Source organism: Micromonospora sp. WMMD735 (assembly GCF_049178995.1).
GTDB classification, from domain to species: domain Bacteria; phylum Actinomycetota; class Actinomycetes; order Mycobacteriales; family Micromonosporaceae; genus Micromonospora; species Micromonospora wenchangensis.
The window spans coordinates 2,282,801-2,300,515 of record NZ_JBMHMJ010000002.1 but is presented as its reverse complement, the minus strand read 5'-3'; the positions used below and the strand labels follow the sequence as shown (position 1 = coordinate 2,300,515).

17 protein-coding genes are annotated in these 17,715 nt (G+C 75.1%); 4 read left to right on the top strand and 13 right to left on the bottom strand.

All coding sequences use genetic code 11. From position 1 onward, the window contains the following. Positions 1 to 72 precede the first annotated feature (72 nt). Genes ACN268_RS09805 through ACN268_RS09785 form a run of 5 tightly spaced genes read right to left on the bottom strand, consistent with a single transcriptional unit; the run spans position 73 to position 3,752 of the window. A complete protein-coding gene (locus ACN268_RS09805; RefSeq protein ID WP_421482854.1) occupies positions 73 to 612 on the bottom strand; it encodes a hypothetical protein in 540 nt (179 codons plus the stop codon). Then, positions 609 to 1,784 carry a molybdopterin-dependent oxidoreductase gene (locus ACN268_RS09800; protein ID WP_421482853.1) on the bottom strand — a complete coding sequence of 392 codons (1,176 nt, stop codon included), beginning with the start codon at positions 1,782 to 1,784 and terminating at the stop codon, positions 609 to 611. The genes ACN268_RS09805 and ACN268_RS09800 overlap by 4 nt, the downstream gene beginning before the upstream one ends. Beyond that, positions 1,781 to 2,422, bottom strand: a complete 642-nt coding sequence (locus ACN268_RS09795; protein WP_421482852.1) for a methyltransferase domain-containing protein — start codon at positions 2,420 to 2,422, stop codon at positions 1,781 to 1,783. Before ACN268_RS09795 ends, ACN268_RS09800 begins: the two co-directional genes overlap by 4 nt. Then, on the bottom strand, positions 2,422 to 3,096 hold the full coding sequence (locus ACN268_RS09790) for a TIGR04282 family arsenosugar biosynthesis glycosyltransferase (protein ID WP_421482851.1): 675 nt from the start codon (positions 3,094 to 3,096) through the stop codon (positions 2,422 to 2,424). The genes ACN268_RS09795 and ACN268_RS09790 overlap by 1 nt, the downstream gene beginning before the upstream one ends. Continuing rightward, on the bottom strand, positions 3,093 to 3,752 hold the full coding sequence (locus ACN268_RS09785; protein ID WP_088646821.1) for a glycosyltransferase family 2 protein: 660 nt from the start codon (positions 3,750 to 3,752) through the stop codon (positions 3,093 to 3,095). The genes ACN268_RS09790 and ACN268_RS09785 overlap by 4 nt, the downstream gene beginning before the upstream one ends. A gap of 143 nt (positions 3,753 to 3,895) precedes the next feature. Here ACN268_RS09785 and ACN268_RS09780 point away from each other — a divergent pair, with 143 nt between their 5' ends. From ACN268_RS09780 to ACN268_RS09770, 3 genes are all read left to right on the top strand, one after another. Then, positions 3,896 to 4,948, top strand: a complete 1,053-nt coding sequence (locus ACN268_RS09780) for an NAD-dependent epimerase/dehydratase family protein (protein WP_421482849.1) — start codon at positions 3,896 to 3,898, stop codon at positions 4,946 to 4,948. Positions 4,949 to 5,046: 98 nt separating this feature from the next. After that, complete coding sequence (locus ACN268_RS09775) at positions 5,047 to 6,354, top strand: hypothetical protein (RefSeq protein ID WP_421482848.1); 1,308 nt, start codon at positions 5,047 to 5,049, stop codon at positions 6,352 to 6,354. 215 nt (positions 6,355 to 6,569) lie between these two features. Then, on the top strand, positions 6,570 to 8,336 hold the full coding sequence (locus tag ACN268_RS09770; RefSeq protein ID WP_421482846.1) for a DUF1996 domain-containing protein: 1,767 nt from the start codon (positions 6,570 to 6,572) through the stop codon (positions 8,334 to 8,336). 120 nt (positions 8,337 to 8,456) lie between these two features. Here ACN268_RS09770 and ACN268_RS09765 read toward each other — a convergent pair whose 3' ends face one another. The 6 genes from ACN268_RS09765 to ACN268_RS09740 form a co-directional block, all read right to left on the bottom strand. Then, complete coding sequence (locus ACN268_RS09765) at positions 8,457 to 10,010, bottom strand: cellulase family glycosylhydrolase (RefSeq protein WP_421482844.1); 1,554 nt, start codon at positions 10,008 to 10,010, stop codon at positions 8,457 to 8,459. A 126-nt stretch (positions 10,011 to 10,136) separates the two neighbouring features. Further along, complete coding sequence (locus tag ACN268_RS09760; protein ID WP_421482842.1) at positions 10,137 to 10,979, bottom strand: LacI family DNA-binding transcriptional regulator; 843 nt, start codon at positions 10,977 to 10,979, stop codon at positions 10,137 to 10,139. An 18-nt stretch (positions 10,980 to 10,997) separates the two neighbouring features. After that, positions 10,998 to 12,254 carry an ROK family protein gene (locus ACN268_RS09755; protein ID WP_421482840.1) on the bottom strand — a complete coding sequence of 419 codons (1,257 nt, stop codon included), beginning with the start codon at positions 12,252 to 12,254 and terminating at the stop codon, positions 10,998 to 11,000. Between the two features lie 152 nt (positions 12,255 to 12,406). Next, positions 12,407 to 13,207 carry a hypothetical protein gene (locus ACN268_RS09750; protein WP_421482838.1) on the bottom strand — a complete coding sequence of 267 codons (801 nt, stop codon included), beginning with the start codon at positions 13,205 to 13,207 and terminating at the stop codon, positions 12,407 to 12,409. Positions 13,208 to 13,232: 25 nt separating this feature from the next. Further along, positions 13,233 to 14,258: a zinc-dependent alcohol dehydrogenase gene (locus ACN268_RS09745; protein WP_421482836.1), complete on the bottom strand. Its 1,026-nt coding sequence runs from the start codon at positions 14,256 to 14,258 to the stop codon at positions 13,233 to 13,235. Further along, positions 14,255 to 14,668 carry an L-rhamnose mutarotase gene (locus ACN268_RS09740; protein ID WP_421482834.1) on the bottom strand — a complete coding sequence of 138 codons (414 nt, stop codon included), beginning with the start codon at positions 14,666 to 14,668 and terminating at the stop codon, positions 14,255 to 14,257. The genes ACN268_RS09745 and ACN268_RS09740 overlap by 4 nt, the downstream gene beginning before the upstream one ends. A gap of 91 nt (positions 14,669 to 14,759) precedes the next feature. Between ACN268_RS09740 and ACN268_RS09735 the strand changes: the two genes are divergently transcribed. Then, positions 14,760 to 15,455 (top strand): FadR/GntR family transcriptional regulator, encoded by a 696-nt coding sequence (locus ACN268_RS09735; RefSeq protein ID WP_421482832.1) that lies wholly within the window; start codon positions 14,760 to 14,762, stop codon positions 15,453 to 15,455. Positions 15,456 to 15,466: 11 nt separating this feature from the next. Here the strand turns inward: ACN268_RS09735 and ACN268_RS09730 are convergent, their stop codons facing one another. Together ACN268_RS09730 and ACN268_RS09725 are read right to left on the bottom strand one after the other, a co-directional pair. Beyond that, complete coding sequence (locus ACN268_RS09730) at positions 15,467 to 16,348, bottom strand: amidohydrolase family protein (protein WP_421482830.1); 882 nt, start codon at positions 16,346 to 16,348, stop codon at positions 15,467 to 15,469. Continuing rightward, positions 16,345 to 17,670 (bottom strand): enolase C-terminal domain-like protein, encoded by a 1,326-nt coding sequence (locus ACN268_RS09725; RefSeq protein WP_421482828.1) that lies wholly within the window; start codon positions 17,668 to 17,670, stop codon positions 16,345 to 16,347. The genes ACN268_RS09730 and ACN268_RS09725 overlap by 4 nt, the downstream gene beginning before the upstream one ends. Positions 17,671 to 17,715 lie beyond the last annotated feature (45 nt).

Here is a 17,715-nt window from a genome sequence, read left to right as displayed (position 1 = left end):
GGTGCGTCGCGACCGGTGCCCTGATTGTTGCCTGCGTGTTGCAGACAAGTCTCAGCGATCGTTTCCGGGGTGTCAATAATCGACGAGCATCGTTTGATGTGGGGTGGTGTCATCGTCGGGCGGCACCCGGTCACGGTGGATCGACACGCCCTGGCGTGCTCGCGTCGTCGGCCCGCGACCTCGCCCCGCCCCGTCCCGACCGGCCGTGCGCCGACGGTGCCGCAGCTCCACCGGCAGACAGCCCACCGCCGTCGCGGCGGCGACGAGCAGCAGCACCACGGCGAGGTTGCGGCCGTACGGCAGCGGCAGCACCGAGGGGTCGTCCGGCGGCCGACCGAAGCCCAGCACCAGCGGCAGCGCCACGACGGTGAGCGCGGCGGCACCGATCGCCCCGGCCCGCACCACCGGCCGGTGCCGGCGCGGGACGAACCGGGCGAGCAGCGCCCCGACTGCCAGCACCCCGGCCATCCAGACGAGGTCGTGCCCGACCAGCACCCCGGCCAGGAACACCAGCACCCCCGCCGGGTCCAGCTCCGGGTCGGTCAGCGCGCCCGCCACGGCGTACCCGATGAGCAGGGTGCCGGCCGCGACGAGCGCCACCCGGGTCCTCACCCCGCCTCCCGCACGACGATCCGGCCGACCCACTTGGTCTGGAGCACGCCCGGCCGGTTCGGCGCGATCAACCGGGCCGGGTAACCGTGGTCGGCATGCAGGGGTTCCCCGCCTAGCCGCAACGCGATAAGCGTCGCCGGGTCACCCACGTGCGCCGGGCCGACCGTCGACGCCCGGTAGCGGCCGGCCGCCTCCAACGACTCGACGCGGACGCTCGCCCGGTCCGGGTCCGCCCCGACCAGCGCGACCAGGTCCCGCAGCCGCACCCCGGTCCACCGCCCCGTCGCGCTCCACCCCTCCACGCAGGCGATCGGCAGGTCGGCGGTGTGCTGCGGCAGGGCGTGCAGGGCGGCGAGATCCAACGCGACCCGCCCGCCCGGACCGTCGACCACCAGCCGGTGCGCCGGATCCCCGACGTCCACCCCGGCCCGGCGGGCGGTCCGGTTCACCGGCAGCCCCTGCGGGCCGACGTCCGGCCGGCGCGGGGCGAGCACCGCCAGGCCGGACAGCGGCCGGACGGTCTGCCCGACCGTGGTCAGGGTGATCAGTCCGGCCGCGGCGGCCACCCCGGCGAGCAGCCCGCGCCGGCTGAGCCGCTCCTGCGGCGACTCGACGTCCGGGCGGGCCAGCGCGGCCCGGACCGCCGGCAACTGCACCCCGATGTGCACCAGCAGCGCACCCACCACCAGCCACGCCACCCGGTAGTGCCCGGCGGTGAAGAAGAACGGCATCGGCGCGTACCAGCGGGCGACGTTCAACACCCCGCCGACCACCTCGAACAGGGCCGCGGCGACCAGCACACCGACGCTCGCGCGTTCGAGCGCGTGCGCGACCGACCGCACCGGCGGCCAGCGGAACAGGTGGTGGTAGACCGACCACAGCTTGGCCCCGAGCAGCGGCACCGTGGCCAGGCCGGTCGCCACGTGCAGCCCCTGGGTGAACCGGTAGAGCCCCACCGGCCGGGCCGGCCACCGCAACCAGCCCGGCGGATGCTGGATCAGGTGGCTGAGCAGCCCGGTGAGGAAACACACGGCGAACGCCACCCCGAGCGCGACGCCGAGCTGGCTGGTCAGCCGGGTCGACCGCAGCGGGGACCCGAACCGGTCGGGGGCCGCCGGCGGTGCCGACCACCGTCGGGCGGGCCGCCGCGGCACCACCGGCCGGCCGCTCACGCCGGACCGAGGGTGGCGAACCACCGGCCCGCCTCGGTCCAGGTGTCGCGCACCCGCAACGCCGTCTGTCCGGCCAGCGTCGACAGACCGTCCAGGGGTACGCAGGCCCAGGGCAACGGGCCGTCCGCACCGTCCGGCGTCCGCACCGTGGCCGTGCCGGACCAGGCCGGCGTGCCGGGTGGCGCGCACTCGACGTGCAGCCGACCGTCGGCGGCCAGCAGCCGGCGGCACCGGCGCAGCAGCCGGTCCGGGTCGCCGCCGATGCCCACGTTGCCGTCGGCCAGCAGCAGGTGCCGCCACCGCCCGGCCCCCGGCACCGGCCCGAACACGTCCCGGCGCAGGGCCACCGCGCCGCGCCGCCGGGCCAACCGGACGGCGGTGGCGCTGACGTCGATGCCGAGCGCGGGCCGCCCGGCGTCGATCAGCGCGCCGGTGAGCCGGCCCGGTCCACACCCGACGTCGAGGGTGGGTCCGGTGCAGCGGGCCAGCAGCGACGCGTCCCCGGCGACGGCGTCCCGGCACCAGAGCGCCGGGTCGAACCGCAGCACCCCGCCGCTGGGATGCCGGGCGGTGAACGCGGCGGGGACACCCGACGCGGCACGGTCGAACGCGGCGTCGAACAGCGCCACCGCGTTCATCAGGCCACCGCCGTGGGCGACGGGACGTCGACGGCGACCGCGCGGGCGAACCGGCTGCCCGGTGGGCACAGCGCCGCCACCGCGTGGGCGTCGACGGCGGTGTCCACGTCCCGCAGCCGGGGCAGCAGGTGCACCCGCAGGCCCCGGCGGCGCAACGCGGCCAGGGTGCGCGCGCCGGTGCTCGCCACTGAGGTGGGAACCGTCCGCAGCACCGTGGCGTGGCCGGGGTCGCGCAGCCCCAGCGTCCACCAGCCGCCGTCGTCCGCCGGCCCGAGCACCGCGTCCGGCCCGTCCGCCCGGCCGAGCAGGTCCCGCGCGGTGTCCAGGTGCGCGGCGGTGAGCTGCGGGGTGTCCATGCCGACCAGCAGGGTCGCCGCGCCCGCCGTACGGGTGTCGACGAACGCGTGGGCGAGCCGGTCGGCGAGCGGGCCACCGCGCTGGGCGAGCCGCGTCCAGCCCGGCGGGGCCGGCAGGTCACCGTCGACGACCAGCACCCGGGCGTCGACGGTGGCCGTGCCGACGGTGTCCAGGGTGTCGGCCAGGGCTGCCGCGGCGACCCGGGCGGCCTGCGCCGGGGTGCAGGGCGGGCAGAGCCGCGTCTTGACCCGGCCGGGCACCGGCGTCTTGGCCAGCACCAGCACCCGCAGGGCGGCCGGTGGACGGTGGGCGTTCACCGGGCCAGCACCGTGCCCATGTCCCGCACGGCGCGGGCGGTGCCGAGCACCGTGCCGGTCACCTTCGACCGGGTACCGGCCGCCCGGGGGTGGTAGTCGACGTCGACCTCCACCACCCGCCAGCCCGCCCGGCCGGCCGCGATCAGCAGCTCCAGCGGGTAACCGAAGCGGCGGTCGCGCAGCCCCAACGCCAGCAGGTCGTCGCGGCGGACGGCCCGGATCGGCCCGATGTCGTGCACGTCGAGGCCGGTGGTGCGGCGCAGCCGGTGGGCCAGCACCGCGTTGCCGACCCGGGCGTGCCACGGCCACACCCCACGTCCCGTCGGCCGACGCCGGCCGGTGCCCAGGTGCGCCGCGCCGGACCGGACCGGATCGGCCAGCCGGGGCAGCTGCGCCGGGTCGAACGACCCGTCGGCGTCCAGCACGCACACCACCCCGTCGACCGGGTCGGCCGCCAGCACCCCGGCGTGCACGGCCGCGCCGTACCCGGGCTCGGCCACGCTGATCACCTCGGCCCCGCAGGCCCGGGCCACCGCCGCCGACCCGTCGGTCGAGCCGTTGTCCACCACGATCGGCCGGTAGCCGGCCGGCATCCGGGCCAGCAGGTCGGGCAGGGCCGGGGCCTCGTCGCGGCAGGGAAGAACCACATCGGTCATGCAGCGGGACGCTAGGGCACCACCGGCCCGGAAATTCTTACCTGACGATGACGGAATCCCCGGCCGCCGCGCAGTTCTTACGAACCCCTGACGGCTGGTCGCGGCCGGCGTACGACGGCGGTCACCGGCCCTACCGTCGGCGGGTGACCCACGTACTCGTCACCGGCGGTGCCGGTTTCATCGGCACCCATGTGGTGACCGCCCTGCACGATGCCGGCCACCGGGTGACCGTGGTGGACTCCGGCCACCCCGGCGCGCACCGCGGACCGTTGCCGGACACCGTGGCGGGCGCACCGCTCGTCCGGCTCGACGTCCGGGACCGGCCGGCCCTCGCCGCCGTCCTGGCCGACGGGGTCGACGCGGTGGTGCACCAAGCCGCCATGGTGGGCCTCGGCGTCGACCTCGACGACCTGCCGGAGTACGTCGGCTGCAACGACCTCGGCACCGCCGTGCTGCTCGCCGCGATGGCCCGGGCGGGCGTGCACCGGCTGGTGCTGGCCAGCTCCATGGTGGTCTACGGCGAGGGCGCGTACGCCTGCGCCGGGCACGGTCCGGTGCGCCCCGCGCCGCGTACCGTCGCCGACCTGGCCGCCGGCCGGTACGAGCCGACCTGCCCGCGCTGCGCCGCCCCGCTCACCCCGGGGCTGGTCGACGAGGACGATCCGCTGGATCCGCGCAGCGTGTACGCCGCCAGCAAGGCCGCCCAGGAGCACCTGACCGCCGCGTGGGCGCGCCAGACCGGTGGCGCGGTGGTGGCGCTGCGGTACCACAACGTCTACGGGCCGGGGATGCCCCGCGACACCCCGTACAGCGGGGTCGCGGCGATCTTCCGGTCCGCGCTGCAGGCCGGCCGCGCGCCCCGGGTCTTCGAGGACGGCGGCCAGCGCCGCGACTTCGTCCACGTCCGCGACGTGGCGGCGGCCAACCTCGCCGCGCTGGACGCGACCGGCACCGGCACCGGCTGGCGGGCGTACAACGTGGCCTCCGGCCGGCCGGTCACCATCGCCGAGGTCGCCACGGAGCTGGCCCGCGCCGCCGACGGGCCGCCGCCGGTGGTCACCGGCGAGTTCCGGCTGGGCGACGTGCGGCACGTGGTCGCCTCGCCCGCCCGGGCGGAGACCGAACTCGGGTTCCGGGCCGCCGTGGGACTCGCCGAGGGGATCGCCGAGTTCGCCCACGCCCCACTGCGCGGTTGAGCGGCACCCCCGGCAACCGTCCGGCTCCGCCCGAGGGCGCAGGAGGACTCCGAACGGAGCCGGACGGTGGCCCGCGCCGTCGCCCGCCGCGTGCCGACGTGCTCGCCGCCGCTGCCGCCGTCGGCCTGTTCGCGGTGGCCGCCGTCACCGGCGGGGTGCTCTACCTGCTCGGCCACCCGGTGCACGCCAGCGCCGCGCCGCTGTTCGCGCAGTGGCTGCCGCACGTCGGCATCGGCACCCCGGCGGCGCTGCTGGTGGCCGCGCTGGTCTGCTGGCGCGGGCCGGCGGTGGCCGCCCGGCTGCCCTGGCGGCCGCTGCTCGCGCTCGGCTACCTCACCGCCGTGGCCTGGACGCTGTCGCTGGCCCTGGTCGACGGCTGGCACCGGGGCGTCGCCGGGCGGCTGACCACCCGCCACGAATACCTGCACGAGGTGCCCGGCGTCACCGACGTCCCCGCCATGCTGGCCGGCTTCGCCGGTCGGATCCTCGACGGGCAACCGGACTCCTGGACCACCCACGTCTCCGGCCACCCGCCGGGGGCGCTGCTCGTCTTCGTCGGGCTCGACCGGGCCGGGCTGTCCGGCGGGGGGTGGGCGGGGGCGCTGTGCATCCTGGTGGCGGGCCTCGTCGCCGTCGCCGTGCCGCACACCGTACGACTGCTCGGCACCGAGGCGGCGGCCCGCGCGGTGCTGCCGTTCGTGGTGCTGTTCCCCGGGGCGGTCTGGGCCGGGGTGTCGGCCGACGGGCTGTTCGCCGGGGTGACCGCCACCGGGATCGCCCTGCTGGCCCACGGCCTCACCCGGGGGCGTGCGGTGGCGGCCCTCGCCGGTGGGGCCCTGTTGGCGTCCGGCTGCTACCTGTCGTACGGGCTGGTGCTGATGGCTCCGCTCGCGCTGGCGGTCGTCGTGCTGGCCGGCCGGCACCGGCGCACCGTGGGGTGGGCGTTCGTCGGGGCGCTGCCGGTCGTCGCCGGGTTCACCGCCGCCGGGTTCTGGTGGCCCACCGGCTACCACCTGGTCGTCGAACGCTACTACCAGGGGATCGCCGCCGACCGGGCGTACGGCTACTGGGTCTGGGCCGACCTGGCGCTGGTCGTGGTGGCCGCCGGCCCGGTGGCGGCGGTGATCCTGCGGCGGGCGGTGCCGGCCGGCCGGCGGGCCCTCGCGGCGCGGCGGCCGGACGCGGAGCACGCCGCCTGGCTGCTGCCGCTCGCCGCCACCGTGATGATCGTCGCGGCGGACCTGTCCGGTTACAGCAAGGCCGAGGTGGAACGCATCTGGCTGCCCTTCACCGTCTGGCTGACAGCCGGCGCCGCCCTGATCCCCGCGGCCGACCGGCGCGGCTGGCTCGTGGTGCAGGCGGCGGTCGCGCTCACGGTCAACCACCTGCTCCTGACCACCTGGTAGCCCACCGCCTCCCCACCCTTCGACGACGCCGGGCACCCGCGGCGGCCGGTGACCCCGTCACCCGGCCGCCGCGTCCGGTTGTGCCCGGCCGGGTCGGGACTTCTTACCGAACCATGACGTACCCGGCCGACGGTGACCGTTGCCCACCCGCCGGGCCGTACCCCCGGCAGACAGCACATCACCGGAGCCGGTTTCCGGCTTGGAGGAGAATTCCGATGAACCGCAGACCCGACGGGACCCCGCTGGTCCACACCCGGCCGGCCCGGATCGCTCTGGCCGCGCTGGTGCTGGCGGCCACCGGTGCGCTCACCGTCACCTTCGTCTCCGGTGGCGGCCGGGGCACCGCGGACGCCGCCACCAGCCTGGACCAGTTCGTGCCGATCGAGAAGGTGCCGCCGAACGTGCGCGTCCCGCAGCCGGCGGCGGGCGCGTCGACCGGCCGGTTCACCGTGGACTGCGGCACGAACGGCAACGGCAAGTTCAGCCCGGACAACCCGGTGGCCCAACCCGGCATCCGCAACGGCGCGGAACACGTCCACGACTTCGTCGGCAACCTGGCGATCACCGCCAACTCCTCCAACGCCGACCTGGACGCCTCCGGCACCACCTGCCGCAACGGCGACAAGTCGTCCTACTTCTGGCCGGTGGTGCGCATCGACCGGAGCGTCCGCAACGACGACCAGGTGCGGCAGGCCCTCGCCCAGACCCAGCCGATGGTCGTCTGCCCCTCGGTCGGCAAGCGGCTGCGCGCCGTCCCCACCGGGGCCCGGGGCACCGTCGACCGGCTGCTCGCCGACCTGGACCGCCAGCAGGCCGCCGCGAACCAGCGGATGACCGCCAGCCGGGGCCGCATCGACGCCGCGTTCAACCGGGAGGTCACCGACACGTTGCGGGCCCGCCGCGCCGCGACGATCAGGCAGATCAGCAGCACGGTCACCGCCGCCGGCGGCAACCAGCCCGGCCTGGTCTCGCTGGTCGAGTGCGACGTCAGCTACGACGACATGCACGCCCGGATGCCCGCCGGCGCCCACCGCGCCAGCGTCACGGCGGCCCAGGCGGCCAACCCGCGCATCCAGTGCCCGACGGTGCGCGACAAGCTGCCAGGAGTCCCGGCCGGGGCGCTCGCCGAGGTGAACCGCAACCTCGACGAACTCGACAGGCAGCTATCCGAGGCCAACGAACGCCTCGTCACCAGCCGTGGCCAGGGCGGCCCGGCCTTCGTCGACAACGCCATCCTCGGCCCGCTGCGCGCCAAGCGGATCGCGGTGCTCGACCGGATCGCCATCGCGATCGGCAGGCAGGCCGCCCGCCCGCAGGGCCTCGACGCGTTCGCCACCTGCACCCTGGACCAGGCCCCCGGCACCCCGGGCAGCGCACCCACGACCGCTGCGCCTGCCACCGCCACCGCGCTGCCCGACCCGCAGGGTCCCGACCTGGAACTGCCCGGCAACACCGGCGGCATCGTCCGCCCGGCGCAGGTGCTGATCGAGTACCGCGGCAACCCCGCCAGCAAGGTGGTGCCGATGCCGAAGTTCCTCCGGGCGCTCACCGGTGACGCCAAGCCCACCAGCCGTGGCCCGGCCAACGCCCGCGCCACCTGGACCTGCTCGGGCTTCGCCGACCGGCTGGCCGACAAGTACCCGATCTGCCCCGCCGGCAGCCAGGTGCAGCGGGTGCACGACTTCCCCGGTTGCTGGGACGGCCGCAACGTCGACAGCGACAACCACCGCAACCACGTCGCGTTCGCCGACCGGGCCACCGGCGCCTGCCCGCAGGGCTTCCGGGCGATCCCGCAGCTGAGGATCACCGTCGGCTACGACATCCCCCGGGACGTGCAGCTCAAGGGCCAGTACGCCCTCGACTCGTTCCCGGAGGAGAACCACAACCCGTTCTCCGACCACAACGACTTCGTCAACGTCAACTCCGCCCAGACCATGCAGCGCATCGCCACCTGCATCAACAAGGGCAAAAACTGCTCCTGACCGTCGGGCCGCCCGGCACGGGGCCGCGCGACACCACCGCCACGCCGAGGGCGGTGGTGTCGCGCTGACCCGTGGCTGTCCCGGCTGGCCGGGACAGCCACGGGCCGGTCGGGCGGTCGGTTACGGGGTCACGGAGAGCAGGTGGGCGCGGTAGCCCTCCCCGTAGCTCTTGGTCGGGGTGCCGTTGTAGTCCTCGATGAGCACGTTGCCGCCGCTGCAACCCCACGGGTTCCAGGTCCACGCGGTGTAGCCCAGCCGCTTGCTGTCCAGCCAGGTCATCAACCTGTCGATGTAGTCGTGGGCGCAGGTGTCCTGGCCGATCTCCCCGGCGTGCACCGGCACCTGCGCGGCCACCGGCGCGATCTGGGTGTCCCAGCAGGTCTCGGTGACGCAGGCGTTGAAGTTGTACGAGTGCCAGGAGGCGACGATGTTGTTGCGCGGGTCGGTCGGCTTGTAGGCCAACCACTGGGTCAGGTCGTTGGTCCAGGTCAGACCGGGGACCAGCAGGACGTTGGTGGCCCCGGTGGCGCGGACGGCGTCGACCAGGCTCTGCATGCCGGCCACCGGGTACTCGATGCCGGTGCAGGTGCCGCCGTCACGCAGGCAGCGCCACGCGGCCGTCATGTCCGACCAGTTGTTGGCGGCGTCCGGGTACGGCTCGTTGAACAGGTCGAACAGCACCGCGTCGTTGCCCTTGAACGCGGTGGCGACCCCGGTCCAGAACTGGGGCGTGTACTGCCTGCTCGGCATCGGCTTCTGGCAGGTGGCGTTCACGTCGGTGCAGGCCGAGATGTTGCCGGTGTACTGGCCGTGGGTCCAGTGCAGGTCGAGGATCGGGTTGATCCCGTTGGCGACGAGCAGGTTCACGTACGCCTTGACCGCCTGCTGGTAGGCGGGGCCGCTGGGCGACCCGGACAGCCCGAGCCAGCAGTCCTCGTTGAGCGGGATGCGCACCGCGCGGATGTTCCAGGCCTTCATCGCGTCGACGGAGGCCTGGTCGACCGGCCCGCTGTCCCACATGCCCTTGCCCTGCACGCAGGCGAACTCGCCGCTGGCCCGGTTGACGCCGAGCAGGCGGTAGGTCGCCCCGGCGGCGGTCACCAGCCGGTTGCCCGACACCCGCAGGCTCGGCGCGGCCCCGCCCGGCGGCGGGGTGGTGGTCGGTGGCGGGGTGGTCGGCGGGGGAGTGGTGGGTGGCGGCGTGGTGGGCGGTGGGGTGGTCGGCGGCGGCGTCGTGGGCGGGGGTGTCGTCGGGCCGACCACGCCGGTGCAGGTCGTCCCGTTGAGTGCGAACGACGTGGGTACGGGGTTGGTCCCGTTCCACGCGCCGTTGAAGCCGATCGTGGTGGACGCGCCGGTGTTCAGCGCGCTGTTCCAGCTCATGCTGGCCGCCGACACCCGGGCGCCGGACTGCGACCAGGTGGCGCTCCAGCCCTGGGTGACCCGCTGGTCGGTGTCCGGGAAGTCGAACGTCAGCGTCCAGTCGGCCAGCGCCGAGCCGAGGTTGGTGATGGCGACGTTGCCGCTGAATCCGCCGTTCCACTGGCTCTGCACGGTGTAGGTGACGGCACAGCCCGAGGCGGCGGCCGAGGCGGGCAGGGTGGCCGCGGTCAGGCTGGCGGCCACCAGCGTGCCGGCGGCTGTCGCCGCCAGCAGGGCATGACGACGTGTCATGAAGCTCTCCTAGGCATAGAGGGGAGCGTCGATGGGAGCGCGCCTGCGAGCTTTCTTTATTCGCCTTACTAAGTCAAGCGCATCGATGCCGTTTCGACGGATCGCCAGGCGGAACGCATCCCCGTGCTACCGGGGCGGGCCGGTCGTGCCCCGGGCGACCACCGTCTCGGTTGCACACCAGCGCTGCGGCACCGATTCGCCGGCGACCAGCCGCAGCACCGCCTCACCGATCGACTCGCCGAACGAGTGCACGTCGAGGCTCATCGTGGTCAGCGCGGGCGACGCCAGCCGGCAGAGACTGGAGTCGTCCCAGGCGATCAGGCTGACGTCCCGGGGCACCCGGTGACCCCGCTCGGTGACCGCGTGCAGGCCCGCCACCGCCATCAGGTCGTTGTCGTAGATGATCGCGGTGGGCGGTTCGGGCCCGTCCAGCAACCCGGTGGTCAACCGCGCCCCCGACTCCGCCGAGTAGTCACCCGCCACCACCACGGCGTGCACGGCCGACTCCGCCGCCGCCGTCAGCATCGCGGCCGTACGGGTCCGGGTGTGCAGCAGCGCGTCCGGTCCGCTGATCCGGGCCACCCGCCGGTGCCCCAGGGCCACCAGGTGCGCCAGGGCCGCCCGCATCGACCCGGCGTCGTCCCGGCGTACCGCCGGGTTGTCGCCGGTGGGCTCACCCGCGACCACCACGGGCAGCCGCAGGTCCCGCAGCACCGCCGGCCGGCGGTCGTCGACCGACGGGTTCACCAGCACGACCGCGTCGACCAGCCGCTGTCGCGCCCACCGGCGGTACGCGGCGATCTCGGCGTCGTGGTGCGCGACGACGTGCAGCAGCACCGACCGGCCGTGCGCGGCCAGCCGCTCCTCGATGCCCGCGATGAACTCCATGAAGAACGGCTCGGTGCCGAGCAGGCGGGGTGGCCGGGCCAGCACCAGCCCCACCGCGCTCGTGCGCCACGTGTCGTCCATCGCGTACCCCCGGGTCCCTCAGCCTGCCGATTCGGTGAGCCGGACCCGCTGGCCGGCCACCTGCTCGGGTGGGCGTGGCCCGTGCCCCGGCGGGACCAGCTCGGATTCGAGGACCAGCGCGGCCGCGCCGACGGCCGAGGCCGTCGCGGCGGAACGGGAGAGCCGGACGTCGACGGTGTGCGTGCCCCGGGCGAAGCAGGCGCGCAGTTCGTGCCGGACGATCGGCAGGTACACCGACCCGGCGGTGGCCAGGCTCGGCCCGGTCAGCACGAGCACCTCCAGGTCCATCAGGTTCGCCAGCGTCCGGGCGGCGGTCCCGACGTGCCGGGCCGACCGCTCCAGCAACGCCAGCGCGTGCGGCTCGCCCCGGCGGGCGGCCCGGCTGATCGCGGCGAAGTCGGCGACCACCGAGGGCCGGCGGACGCCGGGGGTGAAACCCACCGCCCGTGCCGTCGCCGGCTCCGACCGGGCGGCGGCGACCACCGCGGCCGGCCCGGCCAGCGCCTCCACGCAGCCCCGCGCCCCGCACCAGCACCGGGGCCCGTCGGCCGACACGCACACGTGCCCCAACTCGCCGACGTTGCCGCTCGGCCCCCGGTAGGTGCTGCCGTTGATGACCAGCCCCGCGCCGATGCCGGTGCCCATGTAGAGGGCGGCGGCCGAGGCCGCCGTGCCGAACCCGCCCGTCCAGTGCTCGCCCAGCGCCGCCGCGGTCGCGTCGTTGTCCAGCGCCACCGGCAGGGCCGTCACCTGTTCCAGCGCCGCGCCCAGCGGGAACCCGTTCCACTGCCGCATGGCGGGGGCGAGCCCCACGTCCGGCGGGCCACCCATGCCCCGGGTCGCGTTGACCGGCCCGGGGAACACCAGGCCGACGCCGAGGATGCGGTCCCGCTCCACCCCGACCCCGTCGATCAGCGCGGCGATCTCGGTGGCGATCCGGGCGACCACCGCCGCCGGCTCCTGCGCGCCGGCCCCCGGGCGGGAGATCCGGGCCACCACCGTGCCGCCCAGGTTGGTCAGGGCGTACGTGATGACGCCGTGGTCCAGGTGGACGCCGACGGCGTACCGGGAGGCGTGGTTGAGCTGGAGCAGGACCCGCCGCTTGCCGCCTGTCGACTTGGCGTGGCCGGTCTCGACCACCAGGTCCTCGTTGATCAGCTTGCGGACCAGGGTGGAGATGGTCGGCGCGGTGAAGCCGGTGGCCCGGATCAGGCCGACCCGGCTGATCGTGCCGGCCGCGCGGATCGCGTCGAGAACGACCGACCTGCTGCTCACCTGGGGTTTGCTCGCTGCTGGTCCGCTCACTGCTTCTCTGCCAGGGGCTGTTAGGTCGGCGGACCAGAGTATACAAGTATCCCGATGGCACAGGTTCGTGGTCGAACCGGCCATGTCCGGTGGTCCGCACCCGGACCGGTGGGCCGGGTGGCTCAGCCGTCGGCGGCCGGTTCCGTCCCGAGGCACCCGAGCACCGTCGCGTCGTCGGTGGCGACCCCGTGCCGGGCCTCGGCCGCCCGGACCCGGCGGATGATCCCGCCCGGCCCGGCGGTGTCCAGCAGGCGCAGCAGGCCCGCCCAGTCGGTGAGCCCGAAGGTGTCCACGAGCCGGCTCGCCCCGTTGCTCAGCAGCGCCGCCACCGTCACCCCGGCCGCCGGGCAGTCGCCGGTGACCGCCTCGTCGACCACCCGTGGATCGTCCTTGGCCACCCAGAAACCGCCCGGAGCGTTGCGGTGCCCCCGCAGCTCGGCCAGCAACCGGCGGTGCTCCCCGCTGCCCTCGGCGACGCCCACCAGCCGCTGCTCGAAGGACCGGGCGATCACCACCTCGCGGGGGTCGTGGGCGACGAGCGGCCCGCCGGCCACCCGGCCGACGACCGCCACCGCGTCCCCGAGGACCAGGTGCTCGACCAGCCCGCCGGCGCACCGCAGCACGGCCACGGCCGCGTGCGGGCTGCTCGGGTGGGTGACGTCGCAGGTGCCCCGGTGCGCGTCGGTGACCTGCCCGATGCCCTCGGCCAGCACCGACCGCAGGCTCCCGCCCGTCGACAGCCCGCCCAGCAGCGCGCCGCCGAGCCGTCGGGCGTACCAGGCCACGCCGTGCCGGCAGACCTCGCCGGCCCCGGGGACGCCGCCCGCGCCGTCGACCAGCACCAGGCCGGCCGGCACCGCCCCGGCGAAATCCTCGTTGGTCCGCCCGGGGTGCCCCGCATCGGTCGCCAGCACCACCCGCACCCGCCGATCATCACACGGCCGGGCTTCACCCCGTGACGCCACAGTCGACGAGGATCTTCACCTCGCCACCGGCGGCGAGCGCCCGGAACGCCTCGGCCACCTCGGGCAACGGCACGACCCGGGTGATCAGCCGCCCGGCGGGCACCAGCCCGGCGTGCACCAGCCGGACGGCCTCGGTGTAGTCCTCCCGCTCGTACACCCGCACCCCGATCAGCTCCAGCTCGCGCCAGAAGACGCGGTGCAGGTCCACCTCCCGGGGGGTGGGGTGGATCGCCACGACGACCAGCCGGCCGCGTGCGGCGAGCAGGTCGGTCGCGGTACGGACCCCGGCGGCGGACCCGGACACCTCGAAGGCCACGGCCGCCCCGGCCCCACCGGTCGTCTCGTGCACGTGCCGGGCGACGTCGACCGTCGCCGGGTCGACGGTACGCAGCCCGAGTTCGGTGGCGAGGGCCCGACGGCGCGGGTCGGGTTCGAGCACCGTCACCTCGGCCCCCCGTGCCCGGGCGACCGTCCCGATGAGCAGGCCGACCGGCCCGGCACCGACGACCACCGCGTGTTCCCCGGCGGTCAGCCGGGACCGGCGTACGTCGTGCACGGCGACGGCGGTCGGCTCGATCAGCGCGGCATGGGTCAGCGGCAGGTCCGCCGGCAGCGGCACCACGATGCGTGCGGGCACCGTCCACGAACGCTGCATCGCGCCGGGGGAGTCGATGCCGACGAAGGTGAGCCGGTGGCAGATGTGGCTGTTGCCGGCCCGGCAGGCGGGGCAGTCGCCGCACCACTGCAGCGGCATCACGGTCACCGGGTCGCCCACCCGGTGCCCCTGCACCCCGGGACCCACCTCGGCGATGCGTCCGGACATCTCGTGGCCGATCACCGCCGGCGGCCGGACCCGCTGGTCCATCGCGCCGTGCGCCACGTGCAGGTCGGTGCCGCAGATCCCGGTGTACGCGACGTCGATGCGCACCTGGCCGGGGCCGGGCGGCACGACTGCGGTCCGCTCGACGACGAAGGTGTGGTCGCCGACGTAGTGCGCGCTGTGGTTCACGACTCCTCCTCGGACAGGTGCCAGACCTCCCGCATCGGCGCCCACCAGTGCCCCGAGCCGGGCTCGGCGACCGACTCCTGGCACGGGTCGGTCAACGTCCACCACTCCTGCGTGCGCGGGTCGGCGGCGATGCGCCGCTGGTCGGCGTCGTGGTCCTCGCCGACGTACTCGTAGTAGCCGAAGAGCAGGTCGCCGTGCAGGAAGATGCTGTAGTTGCGGATGTTCGCCGCGCGCAGCGTGCGTTCGACGTCGGGCCACACGGCGGCGTGCAGGCGCAGATAGGTCTCGCGCTGCTCCGGTCGGAGCCGGATCAACCAGCCGTAGCGCTGCACGTCACGCCCCTCCGGTACGGGTGGTGGCCGCCGGTCCACGGCGGCGGACCGTGGGACGGCCGCCGTCAGGGAAAACATCGGATGTCTCTATATTGGTGGGGGTCGCCGCCGGCCGCCTCAGCCGCAGCGGCCGGGACGACGCGCGACCGGCCGGCCGGAGGGGGACGTGATGGCACTGACCGACGACGCGATCGCCAAGATCCGGAGCATGGTCCAGAGCGGTGAACTGCCGCCGGGTGCCCGACTGCCCCCCGAGCCGCAGCTGGCCGAGCAGATGGGCCTGTCGCGCAGCGGGGTCCGGGAGGCGGTGAAGGTCCTCGAGTCGGCCCGGGTGCTCGACGTCCGCCGGGGCGACGGGACGTACGTCACCAGCCTCGCCCCCCGGCTGCTGCTGGAGGGGCTGGGGGTCGCGGTGGAGCTGCTGCGCGACGACACCCTGCTGGAGGTCATGGAGGTCCGGCGGCTGCTGGAACCGATGGCCACCGGGCTGGCGGCGCTGCGGATGACCGACGCCCAGCTCGACGACCTCGGCGGCATCCTGGAGGAGATGCGGGCGGCGGCCGACGACGCCGAGAAGCTGATCCGGTTCGACACGGCGTTCCACCACACCGTCGTCGCCACCACCGGCAACGAGACCCTCACCTCGCTGCTGGACGGGTTGTCCAGCCGTACCCTGCGGGCCCGGGTGTGGCGCGGGCTGATCGAGGGCAACGCGGCGCACACCACCATCGACGAGCACCACGCGATCTACCGCGCGCTGCGCTCGCGTGACCAACTGCTCGCCCAGGCGAGCGCGTTGATGCACGTCAACACCTCCGAGGCGTGGCTGCGGACGGTGCTGGCCGCCAAGGTGGGGGCCGCCTGACCCGGCCGGCCTCACGCGGGCCCCGCCGGGCGGGTCGCGCCGACCCGGTCGGCCAGGCCGTAGGTGCGTACGGCGGTGCCGGCGAAGATCTCCCGGTGTTCCCGCTCCGACAGCGGTGGCAGCGCCGCCGTCAACGCCCGCAGCACCCCGGGGTAGTCCGACCGGAGCAGGCAGACCGGCCAGTCCGAGCCGAACATCAGCCGCTGGGCGCCGAACTCGGCGACGGCCACCGCGACGAACGGGCGCAGGTCGTCAGGGGTCCACGTCGGGGCGGCCTCGGTGACCAGGCCGGACAGCTTCGCGGTGACGTTGGGGTTGGCGGCGAGGGCGGCCAGCGGGCCGCGCCAGCTCCGCAGCCCCACGTCGCCCTCGTCGATGCGGGGCTTGCCCAGGTGGTCCAGGACGAACCGCAACCCCGGCACCGCGCGGGCCGCCCGCGCCGCCGCCGGTAGCTGGTCGGCGCGGATCACCAGGTCGAACGCGAGCCCGGCGTCGGCGAGCGCGGCGAGCCCGCGCCGCACGTCGGGCCGGTCCAGGTAGTCCGGGTCCGGCTCGCCCTGCACCTGCGAGCGGACGCCGGCCAGGTACCCCCCGCCAGGTAGCTGGCGGTAACGGGCCACGGTGGCGGGCACGTCGTCGGCGGCGACGTCGAGCCAGGCCACCACCGCCAGGATCGGCGCGGTGTCGGCGGCGTAGCCGAGGAACTCGGCGGCCTCGTCGCGATGGCAGCGCCCGCCCTCGACCAGCACGGTGCCGGTGACCCCGGCGGCGGCGAGTTCGGCGGTCAGGTCCGCCGGGGTGAACGGCCGTCGGATGGTCGCCAGCCCGGGCGCGTCCAGCCAGGTGTACCCGCGTTCGGGTCGCCACAGGTGGTGGTGCGCGTCGATGATCACGGAGTCACCGGGGCCGGGGTCGCGGCGGCGGCGGCCCACTGCGGGCCGTCCGGGAACCGGTACGCGGCCAGGGACTCCGGCCGGATCTGCCCGCTCATGCCCGGCGCGGTGGGGGCCAGGTAGCGCCCGCCGGTGACCCGCACCGGGTCGACGAAGTGGTCGTGCAGGTGGTCGACGTACTCGATGGCCCGGTCCTCGGTGCTGCCGCTGACCGCGACGAAGTCGAACATCGCCAGGTGCTGCACCAGTTCGCACAGCCCCACCCCGCCGGCGTGCGGGCAGACCGGCACCCCGAACCGGGCGGCGAGCAGCAGGATCGCCAGGTTCTCGTTGACCCCGGCGACCCGGCAGGCGTCGATCTGCACCACGTCGACGGCGTCGGCCTGGAGCAGTTGCTTGAACACCACCGCGTTGTGCACGTGCTCGCCGGTGGCGACCCGGATCGGGCTGAGCGCCTTGCGGACGGCGGCGTGCCCGAGGACGTCGTCCGGCGACGTCGGCTCCTCGATCCAGTACGGGTCGAACGCGGCCAGCTCCCGCATCCACCCGATCGCCTCGGGCACGCCCCAGATCTGGTTGGCGTCGACCGCGAGGTGGACCTGCGGCCCGACGGCCTGCCGGGCGATGCCCATCCGGCGTACGTCGTCGGCCAGGTCACCGCCGACCTTGAGTTTGATCAGCCGGTAGCCGTCGCGGACGGCCTCCGCGCAGAGCCGGGCCAGCTTCTCGTCGTCGTAGCCCAACCATCCGGGCGTGGTGGTGTACGCGGGGTAGCCCTCGGCCAGCAGCCGCCGTTCCCGATCGGCCCGGCCGTCGGCGGCCCGCCGCAACAGGGTCAGCGCCTCGTCCTCGGTGAGGGCGTCGCGCAGGTAGCGGAAGTCGACCTGGGCGACGAGCTGTTCCGGGGTGAGGTCGGCCAGCAGCTTCCACAGCGGCTTGCCGGCCCGCCGGGCGGCGAGGTCCCACACCGCGTTGACCAGGCCACCGGCGGCCATGTGCACGACCCCCTTGGCCGGGCCGAGCCAGCGGATCTGGCTGTCGCCGACGAGCCGTCGCGCCAGCGCCCCGGGGTCGGCGGTCAGCTCGTCGACGGGTTGGCCGACGACCATCGCGGCCAGCGACCGTACGGCGGCGACCTGGATCTCGGTGCCGCGTCCCACGGTGAAGACCAGCCCGTGTCCCTCGTCGCCCGCCGACGTCCGCAGGACGACGTAGGCGGCCGAGTAGTCGGGGAACGGATTCATCGCGTCCGACCCGTCGCGGTGCACGGAGGTGGGGAAACGGACGTCGATCGTGTCTACCGCGGTGATGCGCTCAGTCAACGGAACTCCTGGTTGAGGGGATCGGGGGCGTCGGCGGCCCGCCTC